The 23,789-nt window shown below is 63.3% G+C and carries 25 protein-coding genes; 17 read left to right on the forward strand and 8 right to left on the reverse strand.

Features of this window, described 5'->3' with window-relative positions; translation table 11 throughout:
• The first annotated feature begins 518 nt into the window (after positions 1-518).
• Together HU764_RS26385 and HU764_RS26390 are read left to right on the forward strand one after the other, a co-directional pair.
• Positions 519-773 carry a hypothetical protein gene (locus HU764_RS26385; protein WP_027595117.1) on the forward strand — a complete coding sequence of 85 codons (255 nt, stop codon included), beginning with the start codon at positions 519-521 and terminating at the stop codon, positions 771-773.
• A 115-nt stretch (positions 774-888) separates the two neighbouring features.
• A complete protein-coding gene (locus tag HU764_RS26390; RefSeq protein ID WP_186703107.1) occupies positions 889-2,832 on the forward strand; it encodes a cytochrome c/FTR1 family iron permease in 1,944 nt (647 codons plus the stop codon).
• 27 nt (positions 2,833-2,859) lie between these two features.
• Here HU764_RS26390 and HU764_RS26395 read toward each other — a convergent pair whose 3' ends face one another.
• Positions 2,860-3,105 (reverse strand): TIGR02647 family protein, encoded by a 246-nt coding sequence (locus HU764_RS26395; protein WP_027595121.1) that lies wholly within the window; start codon positions 3,103-3,105, stop codon positions 2,860-2,862.
• A 69-nt stretch (positions 3,106-3,174) separates the two neighbouring features.
• Entirely contained in the window at positions 3,175-3,474 is a 300-nt protein-coding gene (locus HU764_RS26400) for a hypothetical protein (protein WP_027595122.1), read from the reverse strand.
• Positions 3,475-3,621: 147 nt separating this feature from the next.
• Between HU764_RS26400 and HU764_RS26405 the strand changes: the two genes are divergently transcribed.
• On the forward strand, positions 3,622-4,284 hold the full coding sequence (locus tag HU764_RS26405; RefSeq protein WP_186681806.1) for a glutathione S-transferase: 663 nt from the start codon (positions 3,622-3,624) through the stop codon (positions 4,282-4,284).
• Positions 4,285-4,407: 123 nt separating this feature from the next.
• Here HU764_RS26405 and argH read toward each other — a convergent pair whose 3' ends face one another.
• Positions 4,408-5,802 carry an argininosuccinate lyase gene (argH, locus tag HU764_RS26410; RefSeq protein ID WP_027595124.1) on the reverse strand — a complete coding sequence of 465 codons (1,395 nt, stop codon included), beginning with the start codon at positions 5,800-5,802 and terminating at the stop codon, positions 4,408-4,410.
• A gap of 309 nt (positions 5,803-6,111) precedes the next feature.
• Here argH and HU764_RS26415 point away from each other — a divergent pair, with 309 nt between their 5' ends.
• The 7 genes from HU764_RS26415 to HU764_RS26445 all read left to right on the forward strand — a co-directional run bounded on the left by HU764_RS26415 (position 6,112) and on the right by HU764_RS26445 (position 12,520).
• Positions 6,112-6,855 (forward strand): LytR/AlgR family response regulator transcription factor, encoded by a 744-nt coding sequence (locus HU764_RS26415; protein WP_027595125.1) that lies wholly within the window; start codon positions 6,112-6,114, stop codon positions 6,853-6,855.
• Positions 6,856-6,980: 125 nt separating this feature from the next.
• Entirely contained in the window at positions 6,981-7,922 is a 942-nt protein-coding gene (gene hemC, locus HU764_RS26420; RefSeq protein WP_085273896.1) for a hydroxymethylbilane synthase, read from the forward strand.
• Positions 7,919-8,686: a uroporphyrinogen-III synthase gene (locus HU764_RS26425; RefSeq protein WP_186703108.1), complete on the forward strand. Its 768-nt coding sequence runs from the start codon at positions 7,919-7,921 to the stop codon at positions 8,684-8,686. Before hemC ends, HU764_RS26425 begins: the two co-directional genes overlap by 4 nt.
• 45 nt (positions 8,687-8,731) lie before the next feature.
• Positions 8,732-9,832: a uroporphyrinogen-III C-methyltransferase gene (locus HU764_RS26430; protein WP_097151363.1), complete on the forward strand. Its 1,101-nt coding sequence runs from the start codon at positions 8,732-8,734 to the stop codon at positions 9,830-9,832.
• The gene (locus HU764_RS26435) at positions 9,829-11,067 is read left to right on the forward strand and encodes a heme biosynthesis protein HemY (protein WP_186703109.1); all 1,239 of its coding nucleotides are present in this window, start codon (positions 9,829-9,831) and stop codon (positions 11,065-11,067) included. Before HU764_RS26430 ends, HU764_RS26435 begins: the two co-directional genes overlap by 4 nt.
• A gap of 244 nt (positions 11,068-11,311) precedes the next feature.
• Positions 11,312-11,818 (forward strand): disulfide bond formation protein B, encoded by a 507-nt coding sequence (locus tag HU764_RS26440; protein ID WP_186703110.1) that lies wholly within the window; start codon positions 11,312-11,314, stop codon positions 11,816-11,818.
• Between the two features lie 231 nt (positions 11,819-12,049).
• The gene (locus HU764_RS26445) at positions 12,050-12,520 is read left to right on the forward strand and encodes an Rsd/AlgQ family anti-sigma factor (protein ID WP_027595131.1); all 471 of its coding nucleotides are present in this window, start codon (positions 12,050-12,052) and stop codon (positions 12,518-12,520) included.
• A gap of 9 nt (positions 12,521-12,529) precedes the next feature.
• On the opposite strand, the gene HU764_RS26450 is transcribed toward HU764_RS26445, so the two are convergent.
• A complete protein-coding gene (locus tag HU764_RS26450) occupies positions 12,530-13,180 on the reverse strand; it encodes an FKBP-type peptidyl-prolyl cis-trans isomerase (protein WP_186703111.1) in 651 nt (216 codons plus the stop codon).
• A 228-nt stretch (positions 13,181-13,408) separates the two neighbouring features.
• Between HU764_RS26450 and HU764_RS26455 the strand changes: the two genes are divergently transcribed.
• Complete coding sequence (locus HU764_RS26455; protein WP_186681814.1) at positions 13,409-14,443, forward strand: AlgP family protein; 1,035 nt, start codon at positions 13,409-13,411, stop codon at positions 14,441-14,443.
• On the opposite strand, the gene HU764_RS26460 is transcribed toward HU764_RS26455, so the two are convergent.
• The gene (locus HU764_RS26460; protein ID WP_085273893.1) at positions 14,419-14,901 is read right to left on the reverse strand and encodes a TIGR02444 family protein; all 483 of its coding nucleotides are present in this window, start codon (positions 14,899-14,901) and stop codon (positions 14,419-14,421) included. The genes HU764_RS26455 and HU764_RS26460 overlap by 25 nt on opposite strands.
• Positions 14,902-14,951: 50 nt before the next feature.
• Here HU764_RS26460 and HU764_RS26465 point away from each other — a divergent pair, with 50 nt between their 5' ends.
• Positions 14,952-16,862, forward strand: coding sequence for an ATP-binding cassette domain-containing protein (locus HU764_RS26465; protein ID WP_186703112.1), 1,911 nt, complete (start codon positions 14,952-14,954; stop codon positions 16,860-16,862).
• A 315-nt stretch (positions 16,863-17,177) separates the two neighbouring features.
• A complete protein-coding gene (locus HU764_RS26470) occupies positions 17,178-17,810 on the forward strand; it encodes a LysE family transporter (RefSeq protein ID WP_186681816.1) in 633 nt (210 codons plus the stop codon).
• Between the two features lie 31 nt (positions 17,811-17,841).
• On the opposite strand, the gene HU764_RS26475 is transcribed toward HU764_RS26470, so the two are convergent.
• Both HU764_RS26475 and HU764_RS26480 read right to left on the reverse strand, forming a co-directional pair.
• Complete coding sequence (locus HU764_RS26475; protein ID WP_027595137.1) at positions 17,842-18,594, reverse strand: slipin family protein; 753 nt, start codon at positions 18,592-18,594, stop codon at positions 17,842-17,844.
• 2 nt (positions 18,595-18,596) lie between these two features.
• Positions 18,597-19,946 carry an NfeD family protein gene (locus tag HU764_RS26480; protein ID WP_027595138.1) on the reverse strand — a complete coding sequence of 450 codons (1,350 nt, stop codon included), beginning with the start codon at positions 19,944-19,946 and terminating at the stop codon, positions 18,597-18,599.
• A gap of 99 nt (positions 19,947-20,045) precedes the next feature.
• Between HU764_RS26480 and HU764_RS26485 the strand changes: the two genes are divergently transcribed.
• From HU764_RS26485 to HU764_RS26495, 3 genes are all read left to right on the forward strand, one after another.
• Positions 20,046-20,504, forward strand: a complete 459-nt coding sequence (locus HU764_RS26485; RefSeq protein WP_186703113.1) for an aminoacyl-tRNA deacylase — start codon at positions 20,046-20,048, stop codon at positions 20,502-20,504.
• Between the two features lie 61 nt (positions 20,505-20,565).
• Entirely contained in the window at positions 20,566-20,808 is a 243-nt protein-coding gene (locus HU764_RS26490) for a DUF2789 domain-containing protein (RefSeq protein ID WP_027595140.1), read from the forward strand.
• A 69-nt stretch (positions 20,809-20,877) separates the two neighbouring features.
• The gene (locus HU764_RS26495; RefSeq protein ID WP_027595141.1) at positions 20,878-21,516 is read left to right on the forward strand and encodes a hypothetical protein; all 639 of its coding nucleotides are present in this window, start codon (positions 20,878-20,880) and stop codon (positions 21,514-21,516) included.
• A 6-nt stretch (positions 21,517-21,522) separates the two neighbouring features.
• Here the strand turns inward: HU764_RS26495 and HU764_RS26500 are convergent, their stop codons facing one another.
• On the reverse strand, positions 21,523-21,960 hold the full coding sequence (locus HU764_RS26500; RefSeq protein WP_085273889.1) for a CBS domain-containing protein: 438 nt from the start codon (positions 21,958-21,960) through the stop codon (positions 21,523-21,525).
• Positions 21,961-22,216: 256 nt separating this feature from the next.
• On the opposite strand from HU764_RS26500, the gene HU764_RS26505 reads away from it, so the two are divergent.
• Positions 22,217-23,776 carry an OmpA family protein gene (locus HU764_RS26505; RefSeq protein WP_186703114.1) on the forward strand — a complete coding sequence of 520 codons (1,560 nt, stop codon included), beginning with the start codon at positions 22,217-22,219 and terminating at the stop codon, positions 23,774-23,776.
• Positions 23,777-23,789 lie beyond the last annotated feature (13 nt).

The following is a 23,789-nucleotide window of genomic DNA, read 5'->3' on the forward strand; positions in this document are numbered from 1 at the left end:
TGATGGCGGCGCGCGACCGCCTTGTTTGTATGACGCGATATTGAGGCGGGCGCCAAGGGGGCGCGTGCCAATGCCTCAGGAAAATTGGCCCGAAACAAATGTGGGAGCGGCGGTGCGGCGGTCCGACTTGCCCCGCGAAGCGCCGCGCGGGCGGCGCTCGGTCTTGAGGGCGCCGAACCTCTAACGTCGAACACCCCGAATATGTCAGACATTTCCGAATCTGAAACCAAATGCTTCAGCTCTCGCTATCAGGCGAACTATCCTACGCGCCTGTCGGAAGGTGCTGTCTAGGCGGGGAGATGCCCCAGGAATAATGTCCTCGGGTCGCCTCGCAAGGCGATCGGGCGTGAGACACCCGGTTCTATAGCACATCGCTTAATGGCGGTCGTACGCGGGCAGGCTTCGGTCTGGCCGGGTATGCCTATGGACCCGGGTCTCACCCCGCGTATGACTGCCACCCAGCTCCGTGAGACGAAAAGGAAGGCAGTTACCTATCCGCATGCCATAGGTGCCCCACCATGAAAAAAATCGTCCCCGACCCACCGCCCGCAACCCTCCTTCTGCTCGACCCACCCCTCATCACGCTCCAAGACCCTCCCTGCGCCGAAACGTGCGACCTGCTGATCCGCGCCCTGACCCTGACGGTGGAGCAGACCACCTCCGCCCTGCTAGACAGCAGCCCTGGTCTGATGCGTGATGCGATGGGCATGAACATCCGCCTGTTGTGCCGGATGATCAACGCCTTGTGCGACCACACCCGCGCCAGCGCCTGAGCCGAGCACGCCTTCTACAAGAGTCAACACGCCTCCTGGGTTGAAGCTTATTTGTCACAAGATTTTTCATGAAATCCGCCCGCTACCCTTGAGAGAAATAGAGTGGAAGTGAACAATGTTCTCTTTCGCATTCCCTCCGAGACTGGCCATGAAAACCCGTTCCCGTCTGCTTGCCTGGCTGCCTGCTTTCCTGCTTGGCCCAGTGCTGGCGCTGTGCAGCACCGCGGTGCTGGCCGAAGCCCCCGCCGAGGCCGCCAAGGCCTTGCACCTGCTCGACTACATCGGTGCCGACTACCCGCCGACCGTGCGCGACGGCAAGGTGATCGACGAGGGTGAATACCGCGAGCAACAGGAATTCACTGCGTTACTGGCCGAGCTGGTCAAAGGTTTGCCGGCGCATGCTGAGCAAACGGCATTGGAGCAGGGCGTAGAGGGTTTGCGCCAGGCCATTGAGCAGCGTCATGAAGGCGCCGCCGTTGCCCGTCAGGCCCGCCAGTTAGGCGCGCGCCTGGCGGTGGCCTACGAGGTTAGCCAGGCCCCGGTGATTACCCCGGACCCGGCCCGCGGGGCCTCGCTGTATGCGCAGAACTGCTCGATCTGCCATGGCGATACCGGCACCGGCGATGGCCCGGCCGGTGTCGGCCTGGAGCCGCCGCCCGCTAACCTGCGCAGCGTCGAGCGGCTTGACCAGTTGAGCCTGTTCGACCTGTACAACACCCTTGGCCTGGGCATCGAAGGCACCGAGATGCCATCGTTCGCCGATCAGCTCGATGAGCGTCAGCGCTGGGACGTCGCCGCCTATGTGGCAAGCTTCACTGCCCAGCCTGAAGCCGCAAAAGGTGACAAGGTCTGGAACCTGGCCGACCTTGCCCGCCAAACCCCGGCTGAAGTCGCGGCCAACGAAGGCGCCAGTGCGCTGGACGCTTTCCGTGCCCAACGTGCCCAGCCGCCGCAAGTCAAACGCGGCCCGGCGCAGTTGCTCGAGTACACCGCCAGCACCCTGGATAAAAGCCTGGCCGCCTACCGCGAAGGCGATCACGACCAGGCGTATGACTTGTCTGTGGCCGCGTACCTGGAAGGGTTCGAGCTGGTGGAAAGCTCGCTGGACAACATCGATACCCAAGCGCGCAAAGACACTGAAAAATCCCTTATGGCTTACCGCCAGTCACTGCAGGACGGTTTGCCAGTGGCCCAGGCTGAGCAGCGCTTAACTGAAGCCAAGGCCAAGCTCGGCCAGGCCGCCAAGCTGCTGGGCAGCGACGGCCTGAGCTGGTCGCTGAGCTTCATTTCCGGGCTGTTGATTCTGCTGCGCGAAGGCCTTGAAGCGATTCTGGTGCTGGCGGCGATCCTGGCCTTCCTGCGCAACACCGGCCAGCAGTCGGCTGTGCGCAGCGTGAATATCGGCTGGGGGCTGGCGCTGGTAGCCGGCTTTGCCACCTGGGCCCTGGCGGCTTATGTGATCAACGTGGGCGGTGCCCAGCGCGAGCTGCTGGAAGGCTGCACGGCGCTGTTTGCTGCGGTCATGGTGCTGTGGCTGGGGGTATGGATGCACGACCGCCGCCACGCTGCGGCCTGGCAGGACTACATCAAGAGCAGCCTGGTCAGTGGCGGCGGGCGCTTCGGCTTTGCCATGCTGGCGTTCTTCTCGGTGTACCGCGAGCTGTTCGAGGTGATCCTGTTCTACGAAACCCTGTGGCTGCAGGCGGGGCCTGCCGGGCATCAGGCGGTGCTGGCAGGGGGCGCGACGGCGCTGGTGCTGCTGGTGGGGTTGGCGTGGGTGATTTTGCGCGGCTCGGCCAAGCTGCCGCTGTCGCTGTTCTTCAGCATCAACGCGGCGCTGTTGTGCGCGCTGTCGGTGGTGTTTGCCGGGCACGGCGTCAAGGCACTGCAAGAGGCCGGGGTGCTGGGCACGCGGCCGGTGGCGTTCTTCGAGTTCGACTGGCTGGGCATTCATGCCGATGCCTACTCGCTGGCTGCCCAGGCGGTGGCATTGCTGGCCATCGTGTTCCTGTACGGGCGCTCGCGGTTGGCCGAGAAGCGCAGGGCGGCGGCCAGCTAAGGCCGCCCTCCTGGTATACCTGTTCGATCAGGCCGGTTGTGGCGCCTTGAGAATGTTCTGCAGCAGTTGAACACTGTCGACGGCGTCATGACCCAGGCTGGTCAGGTAGCCACCATCGGGTTGATCGGTCAGCCCTTTCTCGAACAGGCGCTGAGCGGCCGCGATCAGGGCAGGGGAGGCGTGGCTGTTTATCTTGATGCCTTCCTGGCTGCTGTCGTGTTTGAACAGCGCGAGGACTTCCAGTTCGGCGATCAGATCGGGGGTAAAGGACATGGCGACTCCTGACTTCCAGACGAGGATGGCGGCACCGTCATCGGTGCCTGACCTTCGAGTGTAGTCGGGTTATTCGTCGTCGCCTTGATCCATCTCAGGTGGCAGCTCGGGCAGGGCGCGCAGGGCATTTTCATACCACTCGCTATTGAAGGCGCGGTCTTCCACCAGCATGTTGTCGATCTCGAAGGCCAACACATGGGCCATCAGGTTGAGGATGTCCTCGCGCGCGTAGCCGACCAGGGTGAGCTTGTTGAAGGTGGCTTTGGCGGCCGGCGGCTCGCCGCTTTCGATCTGGTTCTCGATGGCCTGGGTCAGCGTTGCTTCGGCGAAGGCTTCGTCGTCATTGTCGATGTCGGTGGGCTCGCTCATGGCGGTACTCCTGTGATGGGGCATACAGTTTGCCACGCCTGTGCTGGCAATGTCCGGTCATCGACCGGGTGCATGACGCTGGTCAGGCGCTGGCGCAGGGGCTATAAAAGCCGGGCCATCCCCATACGGCCTGGAGGCTGTTACCCCATGCTCAAGCTTCACGGATTCTCGGTCAGCAATTACTACAACATGGTCAAGCTGGCGCTGCTGGAAAAAGGCCTGCCTTTCGAGGAGGTCACCTTCTACGGCGGCCAGGCGCCCAAGGCACTGGAAGTCAGCCCGCGGGGCAAGGTACCGGTATTGGAAACCGAGCACGGCTTTATCAGCGAAACCAGTGTGATCCTCGACTACATCGAGCAGACCCAAGGCGGCAAGGCACTACTGCCAACCGAGCCGTTCGAGCAGGCCAAGGTGCGTGAGCTGCTGAAGGAAATCGAGTTGTACATCGAGCTGCCGGCGCGTACCTGCTATGCCGAGTCCTTCTTTGGCATGGCGGTGGAGCCGTTGATCAAGGAACGCGCCCGTGCCGACCTGCTGGCGGGCTTTGCCACGCTCAAGCGCAATGGGCGCTTCGCACCCTATGTGGCGGGTGAGCAGCTGACCATTGCCGACCTGATGTTCTGCTTCTCGGTCGACTTGGCCTACGCGGTGGGCAAGAAGGTGCTGAACCTCGACTTCCTCGCGGACTTCCCCGAGGCCAAGGCATTGCTGGAGAAAATGCGCGAGCACCCGCACATGGCGCGGATCCTGGCAGACAAGGAGGCGGCGATGCCGGCCTTCATGGAGATGATTCGTAGCGGCAAGCGCTAACTGTAGCTAGCGCTGAACCTGTAGGAGCAGCCTTGTGCTGCGAAGAGGCCGGTGCAAACACCTTAGATCCAGGGTGTTTGCACCGGCCTCTTCGCAGCACAAGGCTGCTCCTACAACAAGCAGTTAGCGCGAAGCCAGCAAGGCTTGGCCACGCACCACGGCCGCACGCACCTGCGCCGGTGCGGTACCACCAATGTGGTCACGGGCATTGACCGACCCTTCCAGGGTCAGCACAGCGAACACATCCTGCTCGATCTGATCGCTGAACTGGCGCAGTTCGTCCAGGCTCATCTCGGCCAGGTCCTTGCCAGTGTCCACGCCATACTTCACCGCGTGGCCGACGATTTCGTGGCAATCACGGAACGGCAGGCCACGGCGTACCAGGTAGTCAGCCAGGTCAGTGGCGGTGGAGAACCCGCGCAGTGCCGCTTCACGCATGATCGCGTGCTTGGGCTTGATGGCCGGGATCATGTCGGCAAAGGCACGCAGCGAGTCGCGCAGAGTATCGGCGGCGTCGAACAGCGGTTCCTTGTCTTCCTGGTTGTCCTTGTTGTAGGCCAGCGGTTGGCCTTTCATCAGGGTCAGCAGGCCCATCAGGGCGCCGAACACGCGGCCGCTCTTGCCACGTACCAGCTCCGGCACGTCTGGGTTCTTTTTCTGCGGCATGATCGAGCTGCCGGTGCAGAAGCGATCAGGCAGGTCGATGAACTGGAACTGGGCGCTGGTCCACAGCACCAGCTCTTCGGAGAAGCGCGACAGGTGCATCATCGCCAGGCTCGCGGCAGCGCAGAACTCGATGGCGAAGTCACGGTCCGAGACGCCGTCCAGCGAGTTGCCCGATACGTCCTCGAAGCCCAGCAGCTTGCAGGTGAGCTCGCGGTCGATCGGGTAGGTGGTGCCGGCCAGCGCGGCGCTGCCCAGGGGCATGCGGTTGGTGCGCTTGCGGCAGTCGACCAGGCGCTCGTAGTCGCGGCTGAGCATTTCGAACCAGGCCAGCAAGTGGTGGCCGAAAGTGACCGGCTGGGCGGTTTGCAGGTGGGTGAAGCCGGGCATGATGGTCTCGGCTTCACGCTCTGCCTGCTCCAGCAGGCCCTGTTGCAGGCGGGTGATTTCGGCCAGGATCAGGTCGATCTCGTCGCGCAGCCACAGGCGGATGTCGGTGGCGACCTGGTCGTTGCGGCTGCGGCCGGTGTGCAGCTTTTTACCGGTGATGCCGATGCGATCGGTCAGGCGTGCCTCGATGTTCATGTGCACGTCTTCAAGGTCGACGCGCCAGTCGAAGTTGCCGGCCTCGATCTCGCCCTGGATGGTCTTCAGGCCATCGATGATGGTGTCGCGCTCGGCATCGCTGAGCACGCCGACCTGCGCCAACATGGTGGCGTGGGCGATCGAACCCATGATGTCGTGGCGGTACAGGCGCTTGTCGAAATCGACCGAAGCGGTGAAACGGGCGACGAAGGCGTCGACGGGCTCACTGAAGCGGCCGCCCCAGGACTGATTGGTCTTGTCGGTGCTCATGGATTCACTCATTGCAGGCGTGAACGAAAAAGTGGCGCCGATAATAGCAGGGTTGGGCTGGCTGCCGCAGGACGCCGGTCGAGAGAAATGACGGCAAATGGGCAGGCAAACGAGCAAGCAAGGATTTGCAGGATTGAACGGCAGTGTTCCACGGACCGTCTACAGTTGGACAGAGGACTGGCAGTGAATCTGCCGGCCGAGTGAATCTTTGGCCATTGCACCGGTCTAGAGCGTGACACGCAGTGTCGCTCGAACCACACTTGTCTACGCTACACCTGTGCGAGACTCATTCAGGAATCCAGCGCAATTATGAATGTCCTGATCGTTGATGACGAACCCCAAGGCCGTGAACGCCTCAGTAGGCTACTCGGCGAACTAGAGGGTTATACCGTGCTGGAGCCAAGCGCCACCAACGGCGAGGAGGCCCTGGCGCTGATCGAAAGCCTAAAGCCCGATGTGGTCTTGCTGGACATCGGCATGCCTGGCCTGGATGGCCTTCAGGTCGCTGCTCGCCTGTGCGAGCGCGAAGCGCCGCCCTCGGTGGTGTTTTGCACCGGCGACGATGAATACGGCACAGAGGCTTTCAAGGACAGCACCCTCAGCCATGTGACCAAACCCTTCCAGCCTCAGGCGTTGCGCGATGCGCTGCGCAAGGCCGAGAAGCCCAACCGCGCCCAGTTGGCGGCGCTCACCCGGCCGGCCAATGAAGGCGGCGGCCCGCGCAGCCATATCAGTGCGCGAACGCGAAAGGGCATCGAGCTGATTCCCTTGCCCCAGGTTATCTATTTCATCGCTGACCACAAATACGTGACCTTGCGCCACGAGGGCGGTGAGGTGTTGCTCGATGAGCCCCTCAAGGCCCTGGAAGACGAATTTGGCGAACGCTTCGTGCGTATCCACCGCAACGCGCTGGTGGCCCGCGAGCGTATCGAACGCCTGCAGCGCACCCCGCTTGGGCATTTTCAGCTGTTTCTCAAAGGCCTGGACGGCGATGCCCTGACCGTCAGCCGGCGCCATGTGGCTGGCGTGCGCAAGATGATGCAGACGCTCTGACCACGTCTTTGCGCGGCCGCTGCCCACGGCCGCGCACGGGACGTACATAGCCATTGACCCGCATCTGCTGGTGATGCCGCCGGAGCTGTTATCATCGGCAGCATTTCTCTGCATCGGGGCGTTCCATGTCCACTCGCGAAATCCGCATTGCCACCCGTAAAAGTGCCTTGGCCCTGTGGCAGGCCGAATACGTCAAAGCCCGCCTCGAGCAGGCGCACCCTGGGCTGATCGTGACCCTGGTGCCCATGGTCAGCCGCGGTGACAAGCTGTTGGATGCGCCGCTGGCGAAAATCGGCGGCAAGGGCCTGTTCGTCAAGGAACTGGAAACCGCCCTGCTGGACAACGAAGCCGACATCGCCGTGCACTCGATGAAAGACGTGCCCATGGACTTCCCTGAAGGCCTGGGCCTGTACTGCATCTGCGAGCGGGAAGACCCGCGCGACGCCTTCGTTTCCAACCGTTTTGAAAGCCTCGAAGCCTTGCCCGCCGGCAGCATCGTCGGCACCTCCAGCCTGCGCCGCCAGGCCCAGTTGCTGGCGCGTCGGCCAGACCTCGAAATCCGCTTCCTCCGTGGCAACGTCAATACCCGCCTGGCCAAGCTCGACGCTGGCGAGTATGACGCGATCATCCTCGCCGCCGCCGGTTTGATCCGCCTCGGTTTCGAAGACCGCATCACCGCCAGCATCAGCGTCGATGACAGCCTGCCGGCGGGCGGCCAAGGTGCGGTGGGTATCGAATGCCGCAGTGCCGACAGCGAAATCCATGCACTGCTGGCCCCGCTGCACCATCTCGACACCGCCGACCGGGTGGTGGCCGAACGGGCCCTGAACAAGCGCCTTAATGGCGGCTGCCAGGTGCCGATTGCCTGCTACGCAGTGCTTGAAGGCGACCAATTGTGGCTGCGCGGCCTGGTTGGCCAGCCGAGCGGTGGCACCTTGCTGGTGGCCGATGCCCGCGCGCCGCGCGCGTCGGCTGAAGCCTTGGGCGTGCAGGTTGCCGAAGACCTGCTCAGCCAAGGCGCCGAGGCCATCCTCAAGGAAGTCTATGGCGAGGCCGGGCACCCGTGAGCCCTTGGCGCCTGTTGCTGACCCGGCCTGAAGAGGACTGCGCGGCGCTGGCGCAGAGCCTGGCAGCCGCCGGCGTGGCCAGCAACTGCCTGCCTTTGTTGGCGATCGAGCCTGTGCGATTGGGCGACGTGGCGCGTCAGCGGCTTGCCGGGCTGGGGCACTACCAGGCCATGATCGTGGTCAGCAAACCGGCCGCCAAGTTGCTGCTTGAGCAACTTGCGCACGCCGGCCTGCAGCCTCCGGCAACCGGCTGGTTTACCGTCGGTGAAGCAACGGCTGCAGTGCTGCAATCCGCCGGTCTTCAGGTGACTTTCCCTACGCAAGGTGACGACAGCGAGGCCTTGCTCGCACTGCCGGTCCTGCGCGACGCTATCGCGCTTCCTACACCACGCGTCCTTATCGTCCGTGGCGTGGGAGGTCGCGAACTGCTGGCAGAGCGTCTTGCAGAGCAAGGTGCTAGTGTCGATTATCTGGAACTGTATCGTCGCTGCCTGCCGGAATACCCGGCGGGCACGCTGATGCGTCGCATCGAAGCGGAACGCCTCAATGGCCTGGTGGTCAGCAGTGGGCAGGGTTTTGAACATTTGCAGCAGATGGCCGGCGCCGATTGGCCGCAGGTGGCGCGTCTGCCGCTGTTCGTGCCGAGCCCGCGGGTTGCCGAGCAGGCCAGGGCCGCCGGGGCCCAACAGGTTGTGGATTGCCGTGGCGCCAGTGCCACGGCCTTGCTGGCAGCTGTGCAGCGCAGCGCTGCACCTGCCTCTTAAGGCGCTAAGCTGAACGCCTAGCGCCCCCATGCAAAGGATGGATACGTGAGCGAAACTGTCTTGTCCAATAACGATCAGCCGTCGGCCCAGACGCCGGCGGATCCCGTCACCGCCACACCCGCCAAGCGCTCCGGCACCGGTCTGGCAGCGCTGGCGCTGCTGCTGGGTGCGGCCGGGGTCGCAATAGGTGGCTGGGGTGTCTGGCAGGTGCGGCAACTGCAAGGCAGCGAATTCAACCAAGGGCAGCACCTTGAAGCCCTGAACCAGCGCGCCGAAGCGCTGCAGCAGCGTGAACAGCAGATCAGCGCGCAGCTGGCCAGCCTGCCGGCTGCCAGCGAGCTGGAAGACCGCCGTCGCCTGGTTTCGCAGCTGCAAGGCGATCAGCAACGCCTCAGCCAGCGTCTGGAAACCGTGCTGGGCGAGAGCCGCAAGGAATGGCGCCTGGCAGAGGCCGAACACTTGCTGCGCCTGGCTACCCTGCGCCTCTCGGCGCTGCAGGACATCACCAGCGCCAAGGCCCTGGTCGAAGGCGCCGACGAAATCCTTCGCGAGCAGAGCGACCCCGGTGCCTTCGCCGCTCGCGAGCAGTTGGCGCGCAGCCTAGCAACCCTCAACAGCACGCAGCAGCCAGACCGCACGGGCCTGTTCCTCAAACTGGCTGCACAGCGCGAACTGGTGCAACAACTCAGCGCCCAGTCGCCTGAGTTCGAGAGCAATGCCGATGCGCTCGGTGCGCTGACATCCGACGGCGATGGCGCCAGTCGCTGGTCGCAGTGGTGGGCGGAAATCTCGAAGTATTTCCAGATCGACTTCAACGCCGATGACAACGTGCGGCCGCTGCTGGCCGGGCAGTCGCTGAACCAGCTGCGCCTGGCCTTGAGCCTGACCATCGAGCAAGCCCAGTGGGCCGCGCTCAATGGCGAGGCCAAGGTCTACACCCAGGCACTGGATGATGCGCGCAGCGTACTGCTGGCCAACTTCAATGCCGACAACCCACAAAGCAAGGCCATGCTCGACAGCCTCAACGCCTTGGCCGAGCAACCGGTGTCTGTGGTCACCCCTGACCTGAGCGAGAGCCTGGCCTCGGTGCAAGCCTACATCCAGCGCCGCCACCTGCCGGCCGAGGGTGAAGGGGGCAAGCCATGAAGCGGGTCTACCTGCTGGCCGTACTGGCGATCGTGATCGCCGCGGCGCTGGGCATTGCGGTGGCCAAGCACAGTGGCTACGTCTTGATCGCCTATGGCAGCTTCCGCTACCAGTCGGGGCTTTGGGCGGCGCTGGCGGGGCTTGTGGCCGTGATCGCCCTGCTTGGGTTGTTGCGCTACCTGGTTGGCCTGGTGCTGACCTCCAGCGGCGTGGTCAACCCGTGGTCGCGTCGTAACCGCAGCCGCCGCATCCGTCTTTCCATCGAGCAAGGCCAGTTGGACCTCGCCGAGGGCCGCTGGGCCAGTGCCCAGCGCCATCTGCACCGCGCCGCCGAAGCTGAGCGCCAGCCCTTGCTGTACTACCTCGGCGCCGCCCGCGCCGCCAACGAGCAAGGCCGCAAGGAAGACAGCGACAACCTGCTGGAGCGCGCCCTGGAGCGTCAGCCGCAGGCGGAACTGGCCATTGCCCTGACCCATGCCCAGTTGCAGATGGACCGTGGCGACACGGATGGTGCGCTGGAAACCCTGTTGGCGATGCAGGCGCGGCACCCGCATAACACCCAGGTGCTGCGCCTGCTGCAGCGCTTGTACCTGGAACGTGGCGATTGGTCGGCGCTGATTCGCCTGCTGCCTGACCTGCGCAAGGGCAAGGTGCTGCCAGCGGCTGAGCTTGCCGAGCTTGAAAAGCGTGCGTGGGGCCAGAACCTGAGCCTGGCGACAACCCGCGGCGAGGATGCGCAAAGTGCGCGTCAGGCCCTGGAACGTGCCTGGCAGCAACTGACTGCCGCCCAGCGTCAGGAGCCGCAGCTGGTGCTGGCCTACGCCGAGCAGCTGCGCCAGGTCGGCGCCCAGGGCGAAGCCGAGCAAGTGCTGCGCACGGCCCTCAAGCGTGAGTACGAAAGCCACCTGGCTCGCTTGTATGGCCTGGTACGCGGTGATGACCCGGCGCGCCAGTTGCAAACAGCCGAAGGCTGGCTGAAGGCGCATCCACAGGACCCAAGCCTGCTGCTGACCCTCGGCCGCCTGAGCTTGCAGAACCGCCTGTGGGGCAAGGCGCGGGACTATCTGGAAAGCAGCTTGCAGATGGAGCGCAACCCGGAAACCTGTGCCGAACTGGCCCGCTTGCTCGCCGGCCTTGGCGAGACCGAGCGCAGCAACCAGCTGTTCCAGGAAGGCCTCGGCCTGCTGGATGAGCGCTTGCTGGCGCTGCCGTTGCCAGAAGCAGTGCGCGCTTGAGTTACCCCTAAGCGTTTTACCTGGGTTACCCCTTAGTTCGCGCCAGCGTGCGGGCTAAGGGAGCGGGTAACTTGTCCGGCGATATAAGTTAGTTCTGCAGTCCATTTCTTAAGACGTTTCCTACTGCTTGGCAGGAAACTTCCTTTGCTATTCAGCGACTTGTCGTCCCTGTAGCGCCTTGAAACACAGCGGTTATTTCCTCTACCGTTTCAAGCCACTTCATTCCCCGGGACCTCCATCGCCCATGCTGCCGGCCCGTTTACGCACTTTTTTCTTTCCTGCCTGCCTTGCCGCGTTGGCTGTGCTGGCCGGTTCATTTCACCTGGAAAGTGCCCTGGGGCTGGTGCCGTGCCCGTTGTGCTTCAGCCAACGTTTGTTACTGGGCCTGTATGGGCTGCTTTGCCTGGTCGCAGTGCTGCAGGCACCGGGCAGGTCGGGTATTCGTCGTTACGCGCAAGCACTGTTGGCCTGCTCGGCGGCGGGGGCGTTGCTGGCGGCACGGCATGTCTGGCTGCAAGGGGCGGGTGGGGCAGTTCACGTGTGCCCGGCTCCGATCTGGGATGTGTTCGAGCAATCCTGGCGTGAAGCTGCGCGGCAATTGTTGCTGGGTGGCCCGGATTGCAACGCGCTGACCTGGAGCTTTGTTGACCTGACACTGCCTGAATGGAGCCTGCTGGCATTCCTGTTGCTGGGCGCGCTGCCCTTGAGCCGCCTGCTGGCGTATCGTTTCCGCACCCTGGCGGGCGATTGACCTGGCGCAAGCCTGGGACGCTATCGCGACCAATGGTGTTGTAACGGGGTATTAAACACTTGTATGAACTTTGTCTGCTGCGTACCTTGATGGTCAGCACGCGCGGGAATAATCTCCCAGCACGCATACCGAAAATACAACTGCTCGATGCCGTCCTGCTGATGTCACCTTTCTGCTGCGCGGTCGTGGTGCGAGGTGCAGCGGCATCTACCCAGAAGGGAAGAGATCGCCATGCTCGATAGTTGTCAGAACGCCCAGGAACGCTGGGGTGGGGTTCACAAGCTGATCGACCGTTGGCTGGAGGAGCGCCATGAACTGGTGCAGGCTTTCCGCGCGTTGCGCGACGCCAAGCCAGCCTTCGCCGACAAGGACAAGAACCGCGATTTTTGCGCGGTGCTGGTCGACTATGTCTCGGCTTGGCATTTCGAAGTCAGCGAACAGCTGGTCAGTGAAGCCAAGGCCTTCGGCGACACTCGCGGCCTAGAACTGGCCACGCAGATCAACCCGCGCATCGATGACAGCACCCAGATCGCGCTGGCATTCAATGACCATTGCGAGAAGGGCGAGTGCACAGACCCCGAGCGCTTCGCCGAAAAACTGGCCAAGCTGGGCGGCCTGCTGCACGAGCGCTTCGAGCTGGAGGATTGCCTGATCGAGGTGCTGCACAACGCGCACAAGGAAGAGGGCACGGTCGAAGCCTGAGGCGTGGCGTCAGTCGCCAACCGCCAGCAGTTCGATCTCGAATACCAAGGGGGTATAGGGCGCGATCAGGTCACCCGCGCCCTCGGCACCGTAGGCTTGCGCCGACGGAATCACCAGGCGCCATTTCGCGCCTGCATGCATTCGAGGCAACGCCACCCGCCACCCTTCGATCACCGAATCCAGGCTGAACCACTGCGGCTGCTGGTTTTGGTCGAACACCGAGCCATCCGGCAACCTGCCCACGTAGCGTACCTGTATCTTGCCACCCGCTTTCGGCTGCGCGCCGGCGCCGCTTTGCAGTTCGCTGTAAAGCACGCCTTCGGGCAGTTCATGCACACCGGCACGCGCCCGCTCGTTGGCTATGAAGCGTGTTTCCACTGCTTTGAGTTTTTCTGCCTGAGCCTGCTCGGCGGTGTTGTCGGCCTGCGCTTCATGCTGCTGCAACACAGCCTGCATACGTGCCTTGTCGAGCTTCAGTGGTTGCCCTTGATAGGACTGGCGCAGGCCTTCGACCAGGGCGTCCAGTTGCAGCCCCGGCATCTCTTCGCGCAGCCGCTCGCCCAGGCTGGCACCCAGGCTGTAGGCCAGGTCGTGGTCGTCTGCATTGGCCAGGGCAAAAGGCGCCACCAGGCACAAACCTAAAACAAGAAAACGCGGCATGGACAGTTCCTGCGCAATGAGCGGGCCGGGGCAGCCAACATCGGGGTTGGCCTGTATCTGCCAAATATGAGCAACGCTTAATTCAGCAACTACACTTTCACGGAGCTGCAAGATAACAACTTTGCCCAGGCATGCAACGCGGCGTAAATATTACTGTCAACATGCCCTAGCGGCGGTAGCAGCAGAAGCATAGTATGAGCCGCAATCTCGTCAGCCAGGAGGTAAACCATGTCGGCCAAAAAGAAGCCAGTAAGTACGCCGTTGCACCTGCTCCAGCAACTTTCGGGCAGCCTGCTCGAACATTTGGAAGATGCCTGCTCGCAAGCGCTGGCTGATGCGGAAAAACTGCTGGCCAAGTTGGAAAAGCAACGTGGCAAGGCACAAGAGAAACTGCACAACGGTCGCCTGAAACTGCAGGACGCGGCCAAGGCAGGTAAAGCCAAGGCGCAGACCAAGGCACAAAAAGCGATCGGTGAACTTGAAGGGTTGCTCGACTCGCTCAAGGACCGCCAGACCCAGACCCGTACCTACATCCAACAGCTCAAGCGTGATGCCCAGGACAGCCTGAAGCTGGCCCAAGGTGTGGGCAAGGTGCGTGAAGCCGCCAGCAAGGCACTGGACCAGCGCGCCGTCGCTGCCAAGGCTGCAAAACCAGCTGCTGCTAAAGCACCGGCCAAGGCTGCCAGCAAGCCGGCAGCACGCGCCACGGCCGCCAAACCTGCCGCCAAAGCACCTGCAGCCAAGGCGCCGGCCAGAGCTGCTGCCGCCAAGCCAGCCGCCAAAGCCGCTGCCACCAAAGCGCCAGCAAAAGCCGCTGCCGCCAAGGCACCCGCCAAAACCGCCGCCGCCAAACCTGCGGCCAAGCCAGCCGCTAAAGCCGTCGCTGCCAAAGCACCGGCCAAGGCTGCAGCTGCAAAACCCGCAGCCAAGCCAGCTGCTGCCAAGGCGCCAGCCAAGGCCGCCGCTGCTAAACCGGCAGCCAAACCTGCAGCGGCCAAAGCCCCGGCCAAACCTGCAGCTGCAAAACCTGCGGCCAAGCCTGCTGCCAAGCCCGCGGCTGCCGCTAAAGCACCCGCGCGTGCTGCCGCCAAACCGGCTGCAAAACCGGCTGCTGCCAAACCAGCCGCGAGCAAGCCAGCCGAAACCAAGCCCGCCACGGCTGCCACCAGCGCGCCTGCCGCCGCGACCAACTCGGCCAGCCCGGCCGCAGCACCGTCGGCACCCGCCAGCACCCCGGCTCAGGCGCCGTCTTCGGCATCCTGAAGCGCTGCCGCCGCGACGCGCAATTGATGCAGCGCGCGGTGATCTTGGGCCTGGTCCGGCGCTAGCCGGGCCAGCCAGTCGTCCGTGGGCTCGTGCGAGTCCGCGGGCCACTGTTGCGAGCACGCCTGCAGGCGTTCCAGCAAGGCCTTCTCGGCCTGCAATTCCAACCCCTTTACTTGCTCACGCAACGCTGCCAACTGCGCATCGTTGTGCGCTGCCGTGCGCCATTGCTGGCGCAGGTTACGCAATGGCGTCACCACCTCACGCTGCCAAGGTTCGGCAATGTCGCGCAGGGCTTGTGCGCGCTCACCTGTCGCGGCCACGCCGCGTGCTTGCAGCCAGGTGCCGCAGAGCAACAGGCAAACGTCACCGCCCAACGCTTGCACGTCAAGGCAGGCCTCTTCCACGCCGGCCCTGGCATACAAGGCCAGGGCGTGATTCCACAGGTCGGTGTACATGATTCCACTCACGCTACGGGCCGAGGAAGCTGGTAGACTCCGCGACCATCATGATCAGACTATCCAACCTCACTTTACAGCGTGGTCCGCAGCGCTTGCTAGAAGGCGCCGAGATGACCTTGCACGCCGGCCACAAGGCCGGTTTGATCGGTGCCAACGGCGCCGGAAAATCCAGCCTGTTCGCCTTGCTGCGCGGTGAGCTTTCGCCCGATTCCGGCGATTGCCAGCTGCCCGGCGACTGGCGCATCGCCCACATGCGCCAGGAGGTCGACACCCTCGATCGCCTCGCGGTGGACTATGTGCTCGATGGCGACGTGCGCCTGCGCAAGGTGCAGGCCGAGCTTGCCATCGCCGAAACGGCGCACGACGGCACGGCCCTGGCGCGCCTGCACAGCGAGCTGGAAAGTGCCGATGGCTATACCGCCGATGCCCGAGCACGCAAATTGCTGGCCGGCCTTGGCTTCACCAACGAACAGATGGACCGCCGCGTCGGTGACTTCTCCGGTGGCTGGCGGATGCGCCTGAACCTGGCACAGGCACTGATGTGCCCGTCCGACCTGCTGCTGCTCGACGAGCCCACCAACCACCTGGACCTGGATGCCATCCTTTGGCTGGAAGACTGGCTCAAGGGCTACCCCGGCACCCTGTTGCTGATTTCCCACGACCGCGATTTCCTCGATGCCGTGGTCGACCACGTGGTGCACGTCGAGCAGCGCAAGCTGAACCTGTACAAGGGCGGCTACACCGCGTTCGAGCGCACCCGTGCCGAGCGCCTGGCGCAACAGCAGCAAGCCTACGAGAAGCAGCAGGCCCAGCGTGCGCACATGGAAAAGTACATCGCCCGCTTCAAGGCACAGGCCACCAAGGCCCGCCAGGCCCAGAGCCGGATCAAGGCCCTGGAGCGCATGGAAGAGTTGTCGGCGGCGCATGTCGATTCGCCGTTCGACTTCGTCTTCCGTGAGTCGCAGAAAATCTCCAGCCCACTGCTGGACATGTCCGAAGGCCGCCTGGGTTATGGCGACAAGGGCATCCTGGAGAAGGTCAAGCTGCAGCTGGTGCCGGGTGCGCGTATCGGCCTGCTCGGCCCCAACGGCGCGGGCAAGTCGACCCTGATCAAGAACCTTGCCGGCGAGCTGGAGCCGCTGTCCGGGCGCCTGGTACGTGGCGAGAACCTGGCGGTGGGCTACTTCGCCCAGCACCAGCTCGACTCCCTCGACGACAAGGCCAGCCCGCTGTTGCACCTGCAGCGGATTGCCCCGACCGAGCGTGAGCAGACGCTGCGCGACTTCCTCGGCGGCTTCGATTTCCACGGTGACCGAGTCGACGAGCCGGTGGTGAATTTCTCCGGTGGTGAAAAGGCCCGCCTTGCCCTGGCGCTGATCGCCTGGGAACGGCCGAACCTGTTGCTGCTCGACGAACCGACCAACCACCTGGACCTGGAAATGCGCCTGGCGCTGACCATGGCCTTGCAGGAGTTCGCCGGTGCCGTGGTGGTGGTTTCCCACGACCGTCACCTGCTCAAAAGCACCACCGACGATTTCCTGCTGGTGGCTGACGGCAAGGTCGATACGTTCGATGGCGACCTGGAAGACTACAGCCGCTGGCTGGTCGAGTACCGTCAGCGCAACGCGCCGGTCAGCAACACCCCGGCCAACCCGGACAAGACCGACAAGAAAGCTCAGCGCCAAGCTGCAGCGGCCTTGCGTCAGCAACTGGCACCGCACAAGAAGGCGGCCGACAAGCTGGAAGCCGAGCTTAACCAGGTGCATGCGCAACTGGCTGAGATCGAAACAGCGTTGGGCGACAGTGGCCTGTACGAGGCCGCGCGCAAGGATGAACTGCGCGATGTACTGGCCCGCCAGAGCAAGTTCAAGCAGCGCGAAGGCGAGCTTGAAGAAGCCTGGATGGAAGCGCTGGAAACGTTGGAAAGCATGCAGGCCGAGCTTGAGGCGCTGTCCTGAGGCTGAGGTCTTTGGGGCGTAGGGCGGGAGCCTTTTAACGCTTGTGAGATCGAGCGCCGCCCATGCGGCGCTTCGCAGCACAAGGCTGCTCCTACATCTGTTCGTGTCAGGCGCAAAGGGGGCTCGCGCCCATGCCACAGGAATAACTGGCCCGTGTAGGAGCAGCCTTGTGCTGCGAAGCGCCGCGCGGGCGGCGCTCAATCTCAACAGCACCCAACAACCCAAACCCTAAACAAATCTGCAAAATTCGCTGGTTATTTTTTCGCCAACATCTTAGCTTAACGTTTTGCAACATATGTTTGAGCGAGGTGTGTGATGTCGATGGAAGTGTGGTTGGGCTTCTTTGCCGCGTGTTGGGTGATCAGCCTTTCACCGGGGGCCGGGGCGATTGCCTCGATGTCCAGCGGCCTGCAGTACGGTTTCTGGCGCGGTTACTGGAACGCGCTAGGCCTGCAGATTGGCCTGATCGTACAGATCGCCATCATCGCCGCCGGCGTCGGCGCCATCCTCGCCGCTTCCGCCACCGCCTTTACGGTGATCAAGTGGTTTGGCGTTGCCTACCTGGTCTACCTGGCCTACAAGCAATGGCGCGCGCTGCCGATGGACATGAGCGAAGAGTCTGCCGTACGCCCGATCGGCAAACCGCTGAGCCTGGTGTTCCGTGGTTTTCTGGTCAACGTCAGCAACCCTAAGGCACTGGTTTTCATGCTGGCGGTGCTGCCGCAGTTCATCAACCCACATGAGGCCCTGCTGCCGCAGTACGTGGCCATTACCGTCACCATGATCACCGTCGACATGCTGGTGATGGCGGGCTATACCGGCCTGGCTTCGCGGGTGCTGCGCCTGCTGCGTACACCCAAACAGCAGAAGCGGCTGAACCGCACCTTTGCCGGGTTGTTCATCGGCGCGGCAACCTTCCTCGCGACCCTGCGTCGCGCGCCTGTCTGACAGGCCATCGGGGGTGCACAAGCACCCCCGGTTATTTCGGCTTTTCCACAAAGCCCTTGAGCAAATCCAGCGGCAGTGGAAAGACGATGGTCGAGCTTTTGTCCCCGGCAATCGCCCCCAGCGTCTGCATGTAGCGCAACTGCATCGCCCCTGGCTCCTTGCTGAGCATCTGCGCCGCCTGCATCAGTTTTTCGGACGCCTGCAACTCCCCTTCGGCATGGATCACCTTGGCCCGTCGCTCACGTTCGGCCTCGGCCTGGCGCGCGATGGCACGCACCATCGATTCGTTGAGGTCGACGTGCTTGATCTCGACATTGGCCACTTTGATGCCCCAGGCATCGGTTTGCGCGTCCAGCACCTGGCGGATATCGGCATTCAGTTGCTCGCGCTCGGCCAGCAGCTCGTCCAGCTCATGCTTGCCAAGCACGGCGCGTAAGGTGGTCTGGGCCAGCTGGCTGGTAGCGACGAGAAAGTCTTCGACCTGAATGATCGCTTTTTGTGGGTCGAGCACGCGAAAGTACAGCACGGCATTGACCTTGACCGAGACGTTGTCGCGGGTGATCACGTCCTGCGGCGGTACATCCAGCACGACCGTGCGCAGATCGACCCGAACCATCTGCTGGATGACCGGGATCAGCAGGATCAACCCCGGCCCTTTCACCTGCCAGAACCGTCCCAGCTGGAACACCACGCCGCGCTCGTACTCGCGCAAGATCCGGAACGCCGACAGCAACAACACGCCCAGCAGCATCAGCAGGGCGCCGAAACCCAATTGCATGAACATCGTCATTCTCCTTGGGCCGCAGGTGCAGCAGCGCTGACCTCCAGCATCACGCCACGGCGCGCCGTGACTCGCACGTGTTGGCCAGGCTGCAGTGGCGTCGCGCACTGAACCTGCCACTGTTCGCCCTGCGCCTGCACCGAACCGCAGAACGGGTTGTCTGCCAGCACCTGAGTGACCGTGACCAGGCTCCCGACCAAGCCGGCATCGCCGCTCACCAGGGCGCGCTTGCGCGCTTTCAGGGCCATGCCCAGCACGCCACCGATGAGCAGCGCCGACAGCACTGCCAGGCTGGCGATCAAGGGCAAGGGGATGCCGAACCCAGGCACGTCGGTGTCCATCAAAATCACTGCGCCGACCACGAAGGCCACGATGCCGCCAAAGCCGACCACGCCAAAGCTGGGCAAGAACGCCTCGGCAATCATGAACGCCAGCCCGAGCAGGATCAGCGCCACCCCGGCGTAGCTCACCGGCAGCAATTGCAGGGCATACAGCGCCAGTAATAGGCAGATACCGCCGATCACGCCGCCTACGGTGGAGCCGGGGCTCATGAACTCGAACAGCAGGCCGTACACGCCGACCATGATCAGGATCAGCGCCACGCTGGGGTTGGTGATGACCGCCAGCAGGCGTGTGCGCCAGTCCGGCAGATGTTCGACCAGGCTGGCTGCGCGGGTGTGCATCTGCTGCGGCTGGCCGGCAGCGTCCAGTGTTTTGCCGTCGAGTTGGCGCAGCAGGTCGGGCAGGTCAGTCGCCACGAGGTCGACCACCTTCAGCCGCAACGCCTCGCTGGCCGACAAACTGACGGCTTCGCGCACGGCCTGCTCTGCCCAATCGGCATTGCGCCCGCGCAGCTGCGCCAGGCCGCGTATGTAGGCAGCAGCGTCATTGACCTGCTTGCGGGCGAGGGTTTGTTCATCACCACTGGGCTTGGCCTTGTCGTCCTTGGGCATGCCCGGGGGGCCGCCGATCTGCACCGGGGTGGCCGCGCCCAGGTTGGTCCCGGGGGCCATGGCTGCGACATGGCTGGCATAAAGGATGTAAGTGCCAGCGCTAGCGGCCCGTGCACCGCTGGGCGCGACGAAGCTGGCAACCGGCACGGGGCTGGCGAGGATGGCCTTGATCATCTGGCGCATGGCGCTGTCCAGGCCACCAGGGGTATCCATGCGGATGACCACCAGTTGCGCGCCTTGTGCATGGGCCTGGTCCAGGCTGCGCACCAGGTAGTCGGCACTGGCCGGGCCGATGGCATCGTCGATGCTCAACACCCAGACGGCACCGGGCGCTGCCTGGCTGCCCGGTGCCAGCCCAAGCAGCATCAACAGCAACAGCCAGCGCCACCAGCGAGCGGCCACCTGTCGTCACCTCGTTCGTCTCTATTACACAAGTTTAGTCATGCCTGCCGGGCCAAGGCCTAAAATTGAAGATTGGGGGCGCAATACCGGAGGTGCATCATGCGTATGGCAAAGACCCTGCAGGCTCGCCTGGACAAGGCCAACTGCGACTACGACATCATTCCCCATCCACATTCGGCCACCAGCCTGGAGTCGGCACGCACGGCCGGTGTACCCGCTGAGCGGGTCGCCAAGTCGGTGGTGCTCGATGACCGGCATGGCAACTACATCCTGGCCGTGCTACCGGCCAACCGGCATCTGGACATGAGCAAGGTGCGCATGTCGGGCGCCTGGCAACTGACCCGCGAAAGCGGCCTGCCGACGCTGTTCGGCGATTGCGAACGCGGCGCAGTGCCGGCACTTGGCGATGCCTACGATATGAAAATGCTGCTCGACCCGACCCTTACCCGGCAAGGTGATGTCTACCTGGAGGCGGGTGACCACGATCACCTGATCCACATGAGCATGGAGCAGTTCATGAAACTGGTACCGCACGCCGAAGTGCGTGAGCTGTGCTGATGTTCTCAAGCCAACGCCGGGCGGGCGTCGTGGACGGCCTGACCGGCTTTTAGGAGGAATCATGGAAGCACCGACCCATCCATTCGCCGAGCTGTTCAAACAGCTGGGCTTGCCTGACGATGCTTTGAGTATCGATCAATTCATCACCAGCCACTCGCCGCTGCAAAACGAGATCAAGCTGGTCGATGCCCCGTTCTGGACCGATGCCCAGCGCAACTTCCTCAAGGACAGCATCAACGAAGATGCTGATTGGGCAGTCCCTTTCGACCAACTCAACGAGGCGTTGCGCCGCCCCCGAAAATAAAGCGCCGAGCGGCACCTGACGAGTGATTGGCCGTTGCTATGCTCAGGAAAACAATAAGGGGATAGCGCGATGAAAGATCCCTACGCACCAGGGTTCTGGTGCTCCGTGACGATCCTGGGCACGCTGACGGCCAGTTACTTCTATGGCATCAGGCAGACGCAACAGATGAACCAGGCGGTGCAGTTTCTCTACGCCGCCGCCGCGGTCACCGTGGCGGTTGCGCTGGTGGCGCTGACCTGGATCGCCTGGCAACAGTTGCGCCTGAACAAGCGTGAGGTGATCCAGGGGCGAACGTTGCTGACCATCTGGAACACCAAGGTTGCCCTGCGCCGGGTCGAAACGGTATTCGACCGCTATTTCTGGGGCAGCTACTGGCACTCAGGGCGCACCTTCGAAGAAGTCATGGGTGAGCTCAAGGGCACCCCGCTGGAGCAAAGCCTGGACGCCTTAAAGCGCCAGTGCCGGGCGCTCGACCGCGAGATCCACGATCACCACCACCACTGGCTGGCCAACGCACGGGACCTCTCCAGTGTGGCGGCGGCCATGGCCCGCGAACGCTACCAGCTCGACCTGGGCGAGCCGACGAGCACGGGCAATGGCACCACTGCCGTGCTCAACCGCGACCTTGAAGTGCTGGTGTACACTTGGTCGGCGCGCCTGCGCAGCTTCGACCACCAACTGGACGAACTGGAGCGCGCCTACCACTGAGGCGGTTTACTCGCCGCGGATGTACTGCTCCAACTGCAGGATCAGGTTGGCCTGTTCGGCGATGGTTTCCTTCACCAGGTCGCCAATCGACAACAGGCCCAGCAGTTCGCCATTACTGACCACCGGCAGGTGACGCAGGTGCAGGTTGGTCATCTGGTTCATGCAATATTCCAGATTGTGCTTGGGTTCCACGGTAATCACCGGGGCGCTCATGATCTCGCGTACCGGCGTTGCCGCTGACGAACGGCCTTTGAGCACCAGCTTGCGGGCATAATCACGCTCACTGACGATGCCGATCACCTGGTTGTTCTCCACCACGGGCAGCGCACCGATATTTTTCTCCGCCAGCAGTTTAAGGGCGTCCAGTACCGAGTCGTCCGGGCCGATGGTGTAAACGGTCTGGTGCTTCGACTTGGTCTTGAGGATTTGTTCGACGTTTTTCATACGGGCCTCTGCGGGTGGAAAAAGCGCTGTCTCAATGTAAATAAAGCATCCGGCACGGCGCTCTGCACGGCAATGCAGGAAACGGCATGGAGGCGATTGAAAAACGTCATGGTTGAATCGATTGTGTACCAAGCACCCCGGCAAGCCGTGTATCCGGCGCTGGAGATGCTTACCTGGGTGGGGCAAAATCCCCGGTAATCTGTGACAATGCATGTCAAGTTGCCATCATCCAGACCTGTTTCGGCAAGGAGCCGCAATGCAAAGCATGTTTCGCCTCACAGCGCTCAGTTGCGCCTTCATCACCGCTGCCGGTTGCAGCAGCCAACAAATCGACAATATCTCCAAGAGCGTTAAAGACATTGGCAGGGACTACGGCATGCCCGTGCTCTGTGGTGTCGGGGTTGTCGCCGGGGGCGCTGCCGGTTATGCCCTTAAAGGCAAGGACGGCATCTTGCCGGGCGTTGCAGTCGGCGGCACGTTGGGGTGCATCGCCGGTTATGTCTGGCAGTCGCGCTTGCAGGAGCTTGACCGCATCGCCAAGGAAGAGAACCTGAAGATCACCACCGAGAAGTTGACCGTTGCCTCGGCTGCGGTGGTGACCGCCGTCCCTGAACAGGCGGGCCTGGTGACCCAGATCGAAGACACCGGGATGTTCGCCACTGGCTCCGACCAACTGACCCCCAACGGCCAGCGCGCCGTGGCCAAGCTGGCGCAGATGTATGCCAAGCCGGCCGCCACCGACAAGCAGGCCGCCGCCAAGGAGGCGCAGGCACGTCGCTTGTTGATCGTTGGCCACAGCGATGCCGTGGGCAATGCCGATTTCAACCAGAAGCTGTCCGAGCGCCGCGCCAAGACCGTGGGCAAGGTCATGCTGCAGGCCGGCATCCCGGCCAGTGCCATCTATTACCAAGGCGCCGGGGCATCGCGCCCGATTGCCGATAACAGCGACCCGTTGCTGCGTGGCCAGAACCGCCGTGTGGAAATCGTCGAGCTGGCCAACGAACAGGCCCTGGTAATGCGCGCCCAGGCAGAAGCGGGTAACACCCGCTACCTGCACTACGGCACCTCGACCGCTGCCAAGCCTCGGCAGGCGACCACTACCGCACACGCGAGCAGCAAGCCTGCCGCAAGCAAGCCGACCACGGCACAGCGCACGCCGGCCACGGCCAGCAGTACCGCCAGCGCAACCACCAGTACCACCAGCACCAGCACCGCGAAGGCTGTTGCAGCTGTGCGTCCGCAGGTCGATTTCGCCGGTACCCCCGTGGCCAACTACAGCTGGACCATGGCGCAGAATATCAAGCCGAAACAGAGTGGCTTCACGCTGATCAGCAGCGCCTACGCCGCGCAGATGCCGATGTCCAGCTGCGAGGCCGACCGCCCACGCAATGCCGGCGAAGTGCTGAGCATGGTCAACGACCAACCTTTGCAGCGCCGCGCCACCAAGGACTACCTGCCGGGTTACAACAACCGGGTCTGGGCCAACCTGGTCAACGGGCACCTGGTGACCGTGTCGCCGGTATCGATCTTGCGTGAGAACGCCATGGTCGACCGCCAGCCGATTCTGCAGTTGGTCGAAGACTACAAACAGCCTACGCAGCACAAACCACGCACCATGAAGGCCGTGGCCAACACCTATGAAGGCGAAAGCGAAGTGCTCTACCGGGTCTTCGCCAGCGATGCCCAGGCATCGATTTCGTGCATGGACATCGTGTTCAGCAAAGGCAACGCCGAGGTCAGCCAAGGTGCCTTGTTCTATGCCGCCGGCAGTGACGCGTTCGTCGCTTCCTACAAGCCGATCCCGGCTACCAAATAACCCCAGTCAAGGA

The sequence above is a fragment of the Pseudomonas kermanshahensis genome (assembly GCF_014269205.2).
GTDB lineage: Bacteria > Pseudomonadota > Gammaproteobacteria > Pseudomonadales > Pseudomonadaceae > Aquipseudomonas > Aquipseudomonas kermanshahensis.

Coding starts and splice junctions, on each gene's coding strand:
- HU764_RS26505 (WP_186703114.1), top strand. CDS start 22,217: ATGCAAAGCATGTTTCGCCTCACAGCGCTCAGTTGCGCCTTCATCACC.
- HU764_RS26490 (WP_027595140.1), top strand. CDS start 20,566: ATGGAAGCACCGACCCATCCATTCGCCGAGCTGTTCAAACAGCTGGGC.
- argH (WP_027595124.1), bottom strand. CDS start 5,802: ATGAGCACCGACAAGACCAATCAGTCCTGGGGCGGCCGCTTCAGTGAG.
- HU764_RS26450 (WP_186703111.1), bottom strand. CDS start 13,180: ATGCCGCGTTTTCTTGTTTTAGGTTTGTGCCTGGTGGCGCCTTTTGCC.
- HU764_RS26465 (WP_186703112.1), top strand. CDS start 14,952: ATGATCAGACTATCCAACCTCACTTTACAGCGTGGTCCGCAGCGCTTG.
- HU764_RS26435 (WP_186703109.1), top strand. CDS start 9,829: ATGAAGCGGGTCTACCTGCTGGCCGTACTGGCGATCGTGATCGCCGCG.
- HU764_RS26475 (WP_027595137.1), bottom strand. CDS start 18,594: ATGTTCATGCAATTGGGTTTCGGCGCCCTGCTGATGCTGCTGGGCGTG.
- HU764_RS26400 (WP_027595122.1), bottom strand. CDS start 3,474: ATGAGCGAGCCCACCGACATCGACAATGACGACGAAGCCTTCGCCGAA.
- HU764_RS26405 (WP_186681806.1), top strand. CDS start 3,622: ATGCTCAAGCTTCACGGATTCTCGGTCAGCAATTACTACAACATGGTC.
- HU764_RS26455 (WP_186681814.1), top strand. CDS start 13,409: ATGTCGGCCAAAAAGAAGCCAGTAAGTACGCCGTTGCACCTGCTCCAG.
- HU764_RS26395 (WP_027595121.1), bottom strand. CDS start 3,105: ATGTCCTTTACCCCCGATCTGATCGCCGAACTGGAAGTCCTCGCGCTG.
- HU764_RS26460 (WP_085273893.1), bottom strand. CDS start 14,901: ATGTACACCGACCTGTGGAATCACGCCCTGGCCTTGTATGCCAGGGCC.
- HU764_RS26385 (WP_027595117.1), top strand. CDS start 519: ATGAAAAAAATCGTCCCCGACCCACCGCCCGCAACCCTCCTTCTGCTC.
- HU764_RS26390 (WP_186703107.1), top strand. CDS start 889: ATGTTCTCTTTCGCATTCCCTCCGAGACTGGCCATGAAAACCCGTTCC.
- HU764_RS26495 (WP_027595141.1), top strand. CDS start 20,878: ATGAAAGATCCCTACGCACCAGGGTTCTGGTGCTCCGTGACGATCCTG.
- HU764_RS26485 (WP_186703113.1), top strand. CDS start 20,046: ATGCGTATGGCAAAGACCCTGCAGGCTCGCCTGGACAAGGCCAACTGC.
- HU764_RS26445 (WP_027595131.1), top strand. CDS start 12,050: ATGCTCGATAGTTGTCAGAACGCCCAGGAACGCTGGGGTGGGGTTCAC.
- HU764_RS26415 (WP_027595125.1), top strand. CDS start 6,112: ATGAATGTCCTGATCGTTGATGACGAACCCCAAGGCCGTGAACGCCTC.
- HU764_RS26470 (WP_186681816.1), top strand. CDS start 17,178: ATGTCGATGGAAGTGTGGTTGGGCTTCTTTGCCGCGTGTTGGGTGATC.
- HU764_RS26440 (WP_186703110.1), top strand. CDS start 11,312: ATGCTGCCGGCCCGTTTACGCACTTTTTTCTTTCCTGCCTGCCTTGCC.
- hemC (WP_085273896.1), top strand. CDS start 6,981: ATGTCCACTCGCGAAATCCGCATTGCCACCCGTAAAAGTGCCTTGGCC.
- HU764_RS26500 (WP_085273889.1), bottom strand. CDS start 21,960: ATGAAAAACGTCGAACAAATCCTCAAGACCAAGTCGAAGCACCAGACC.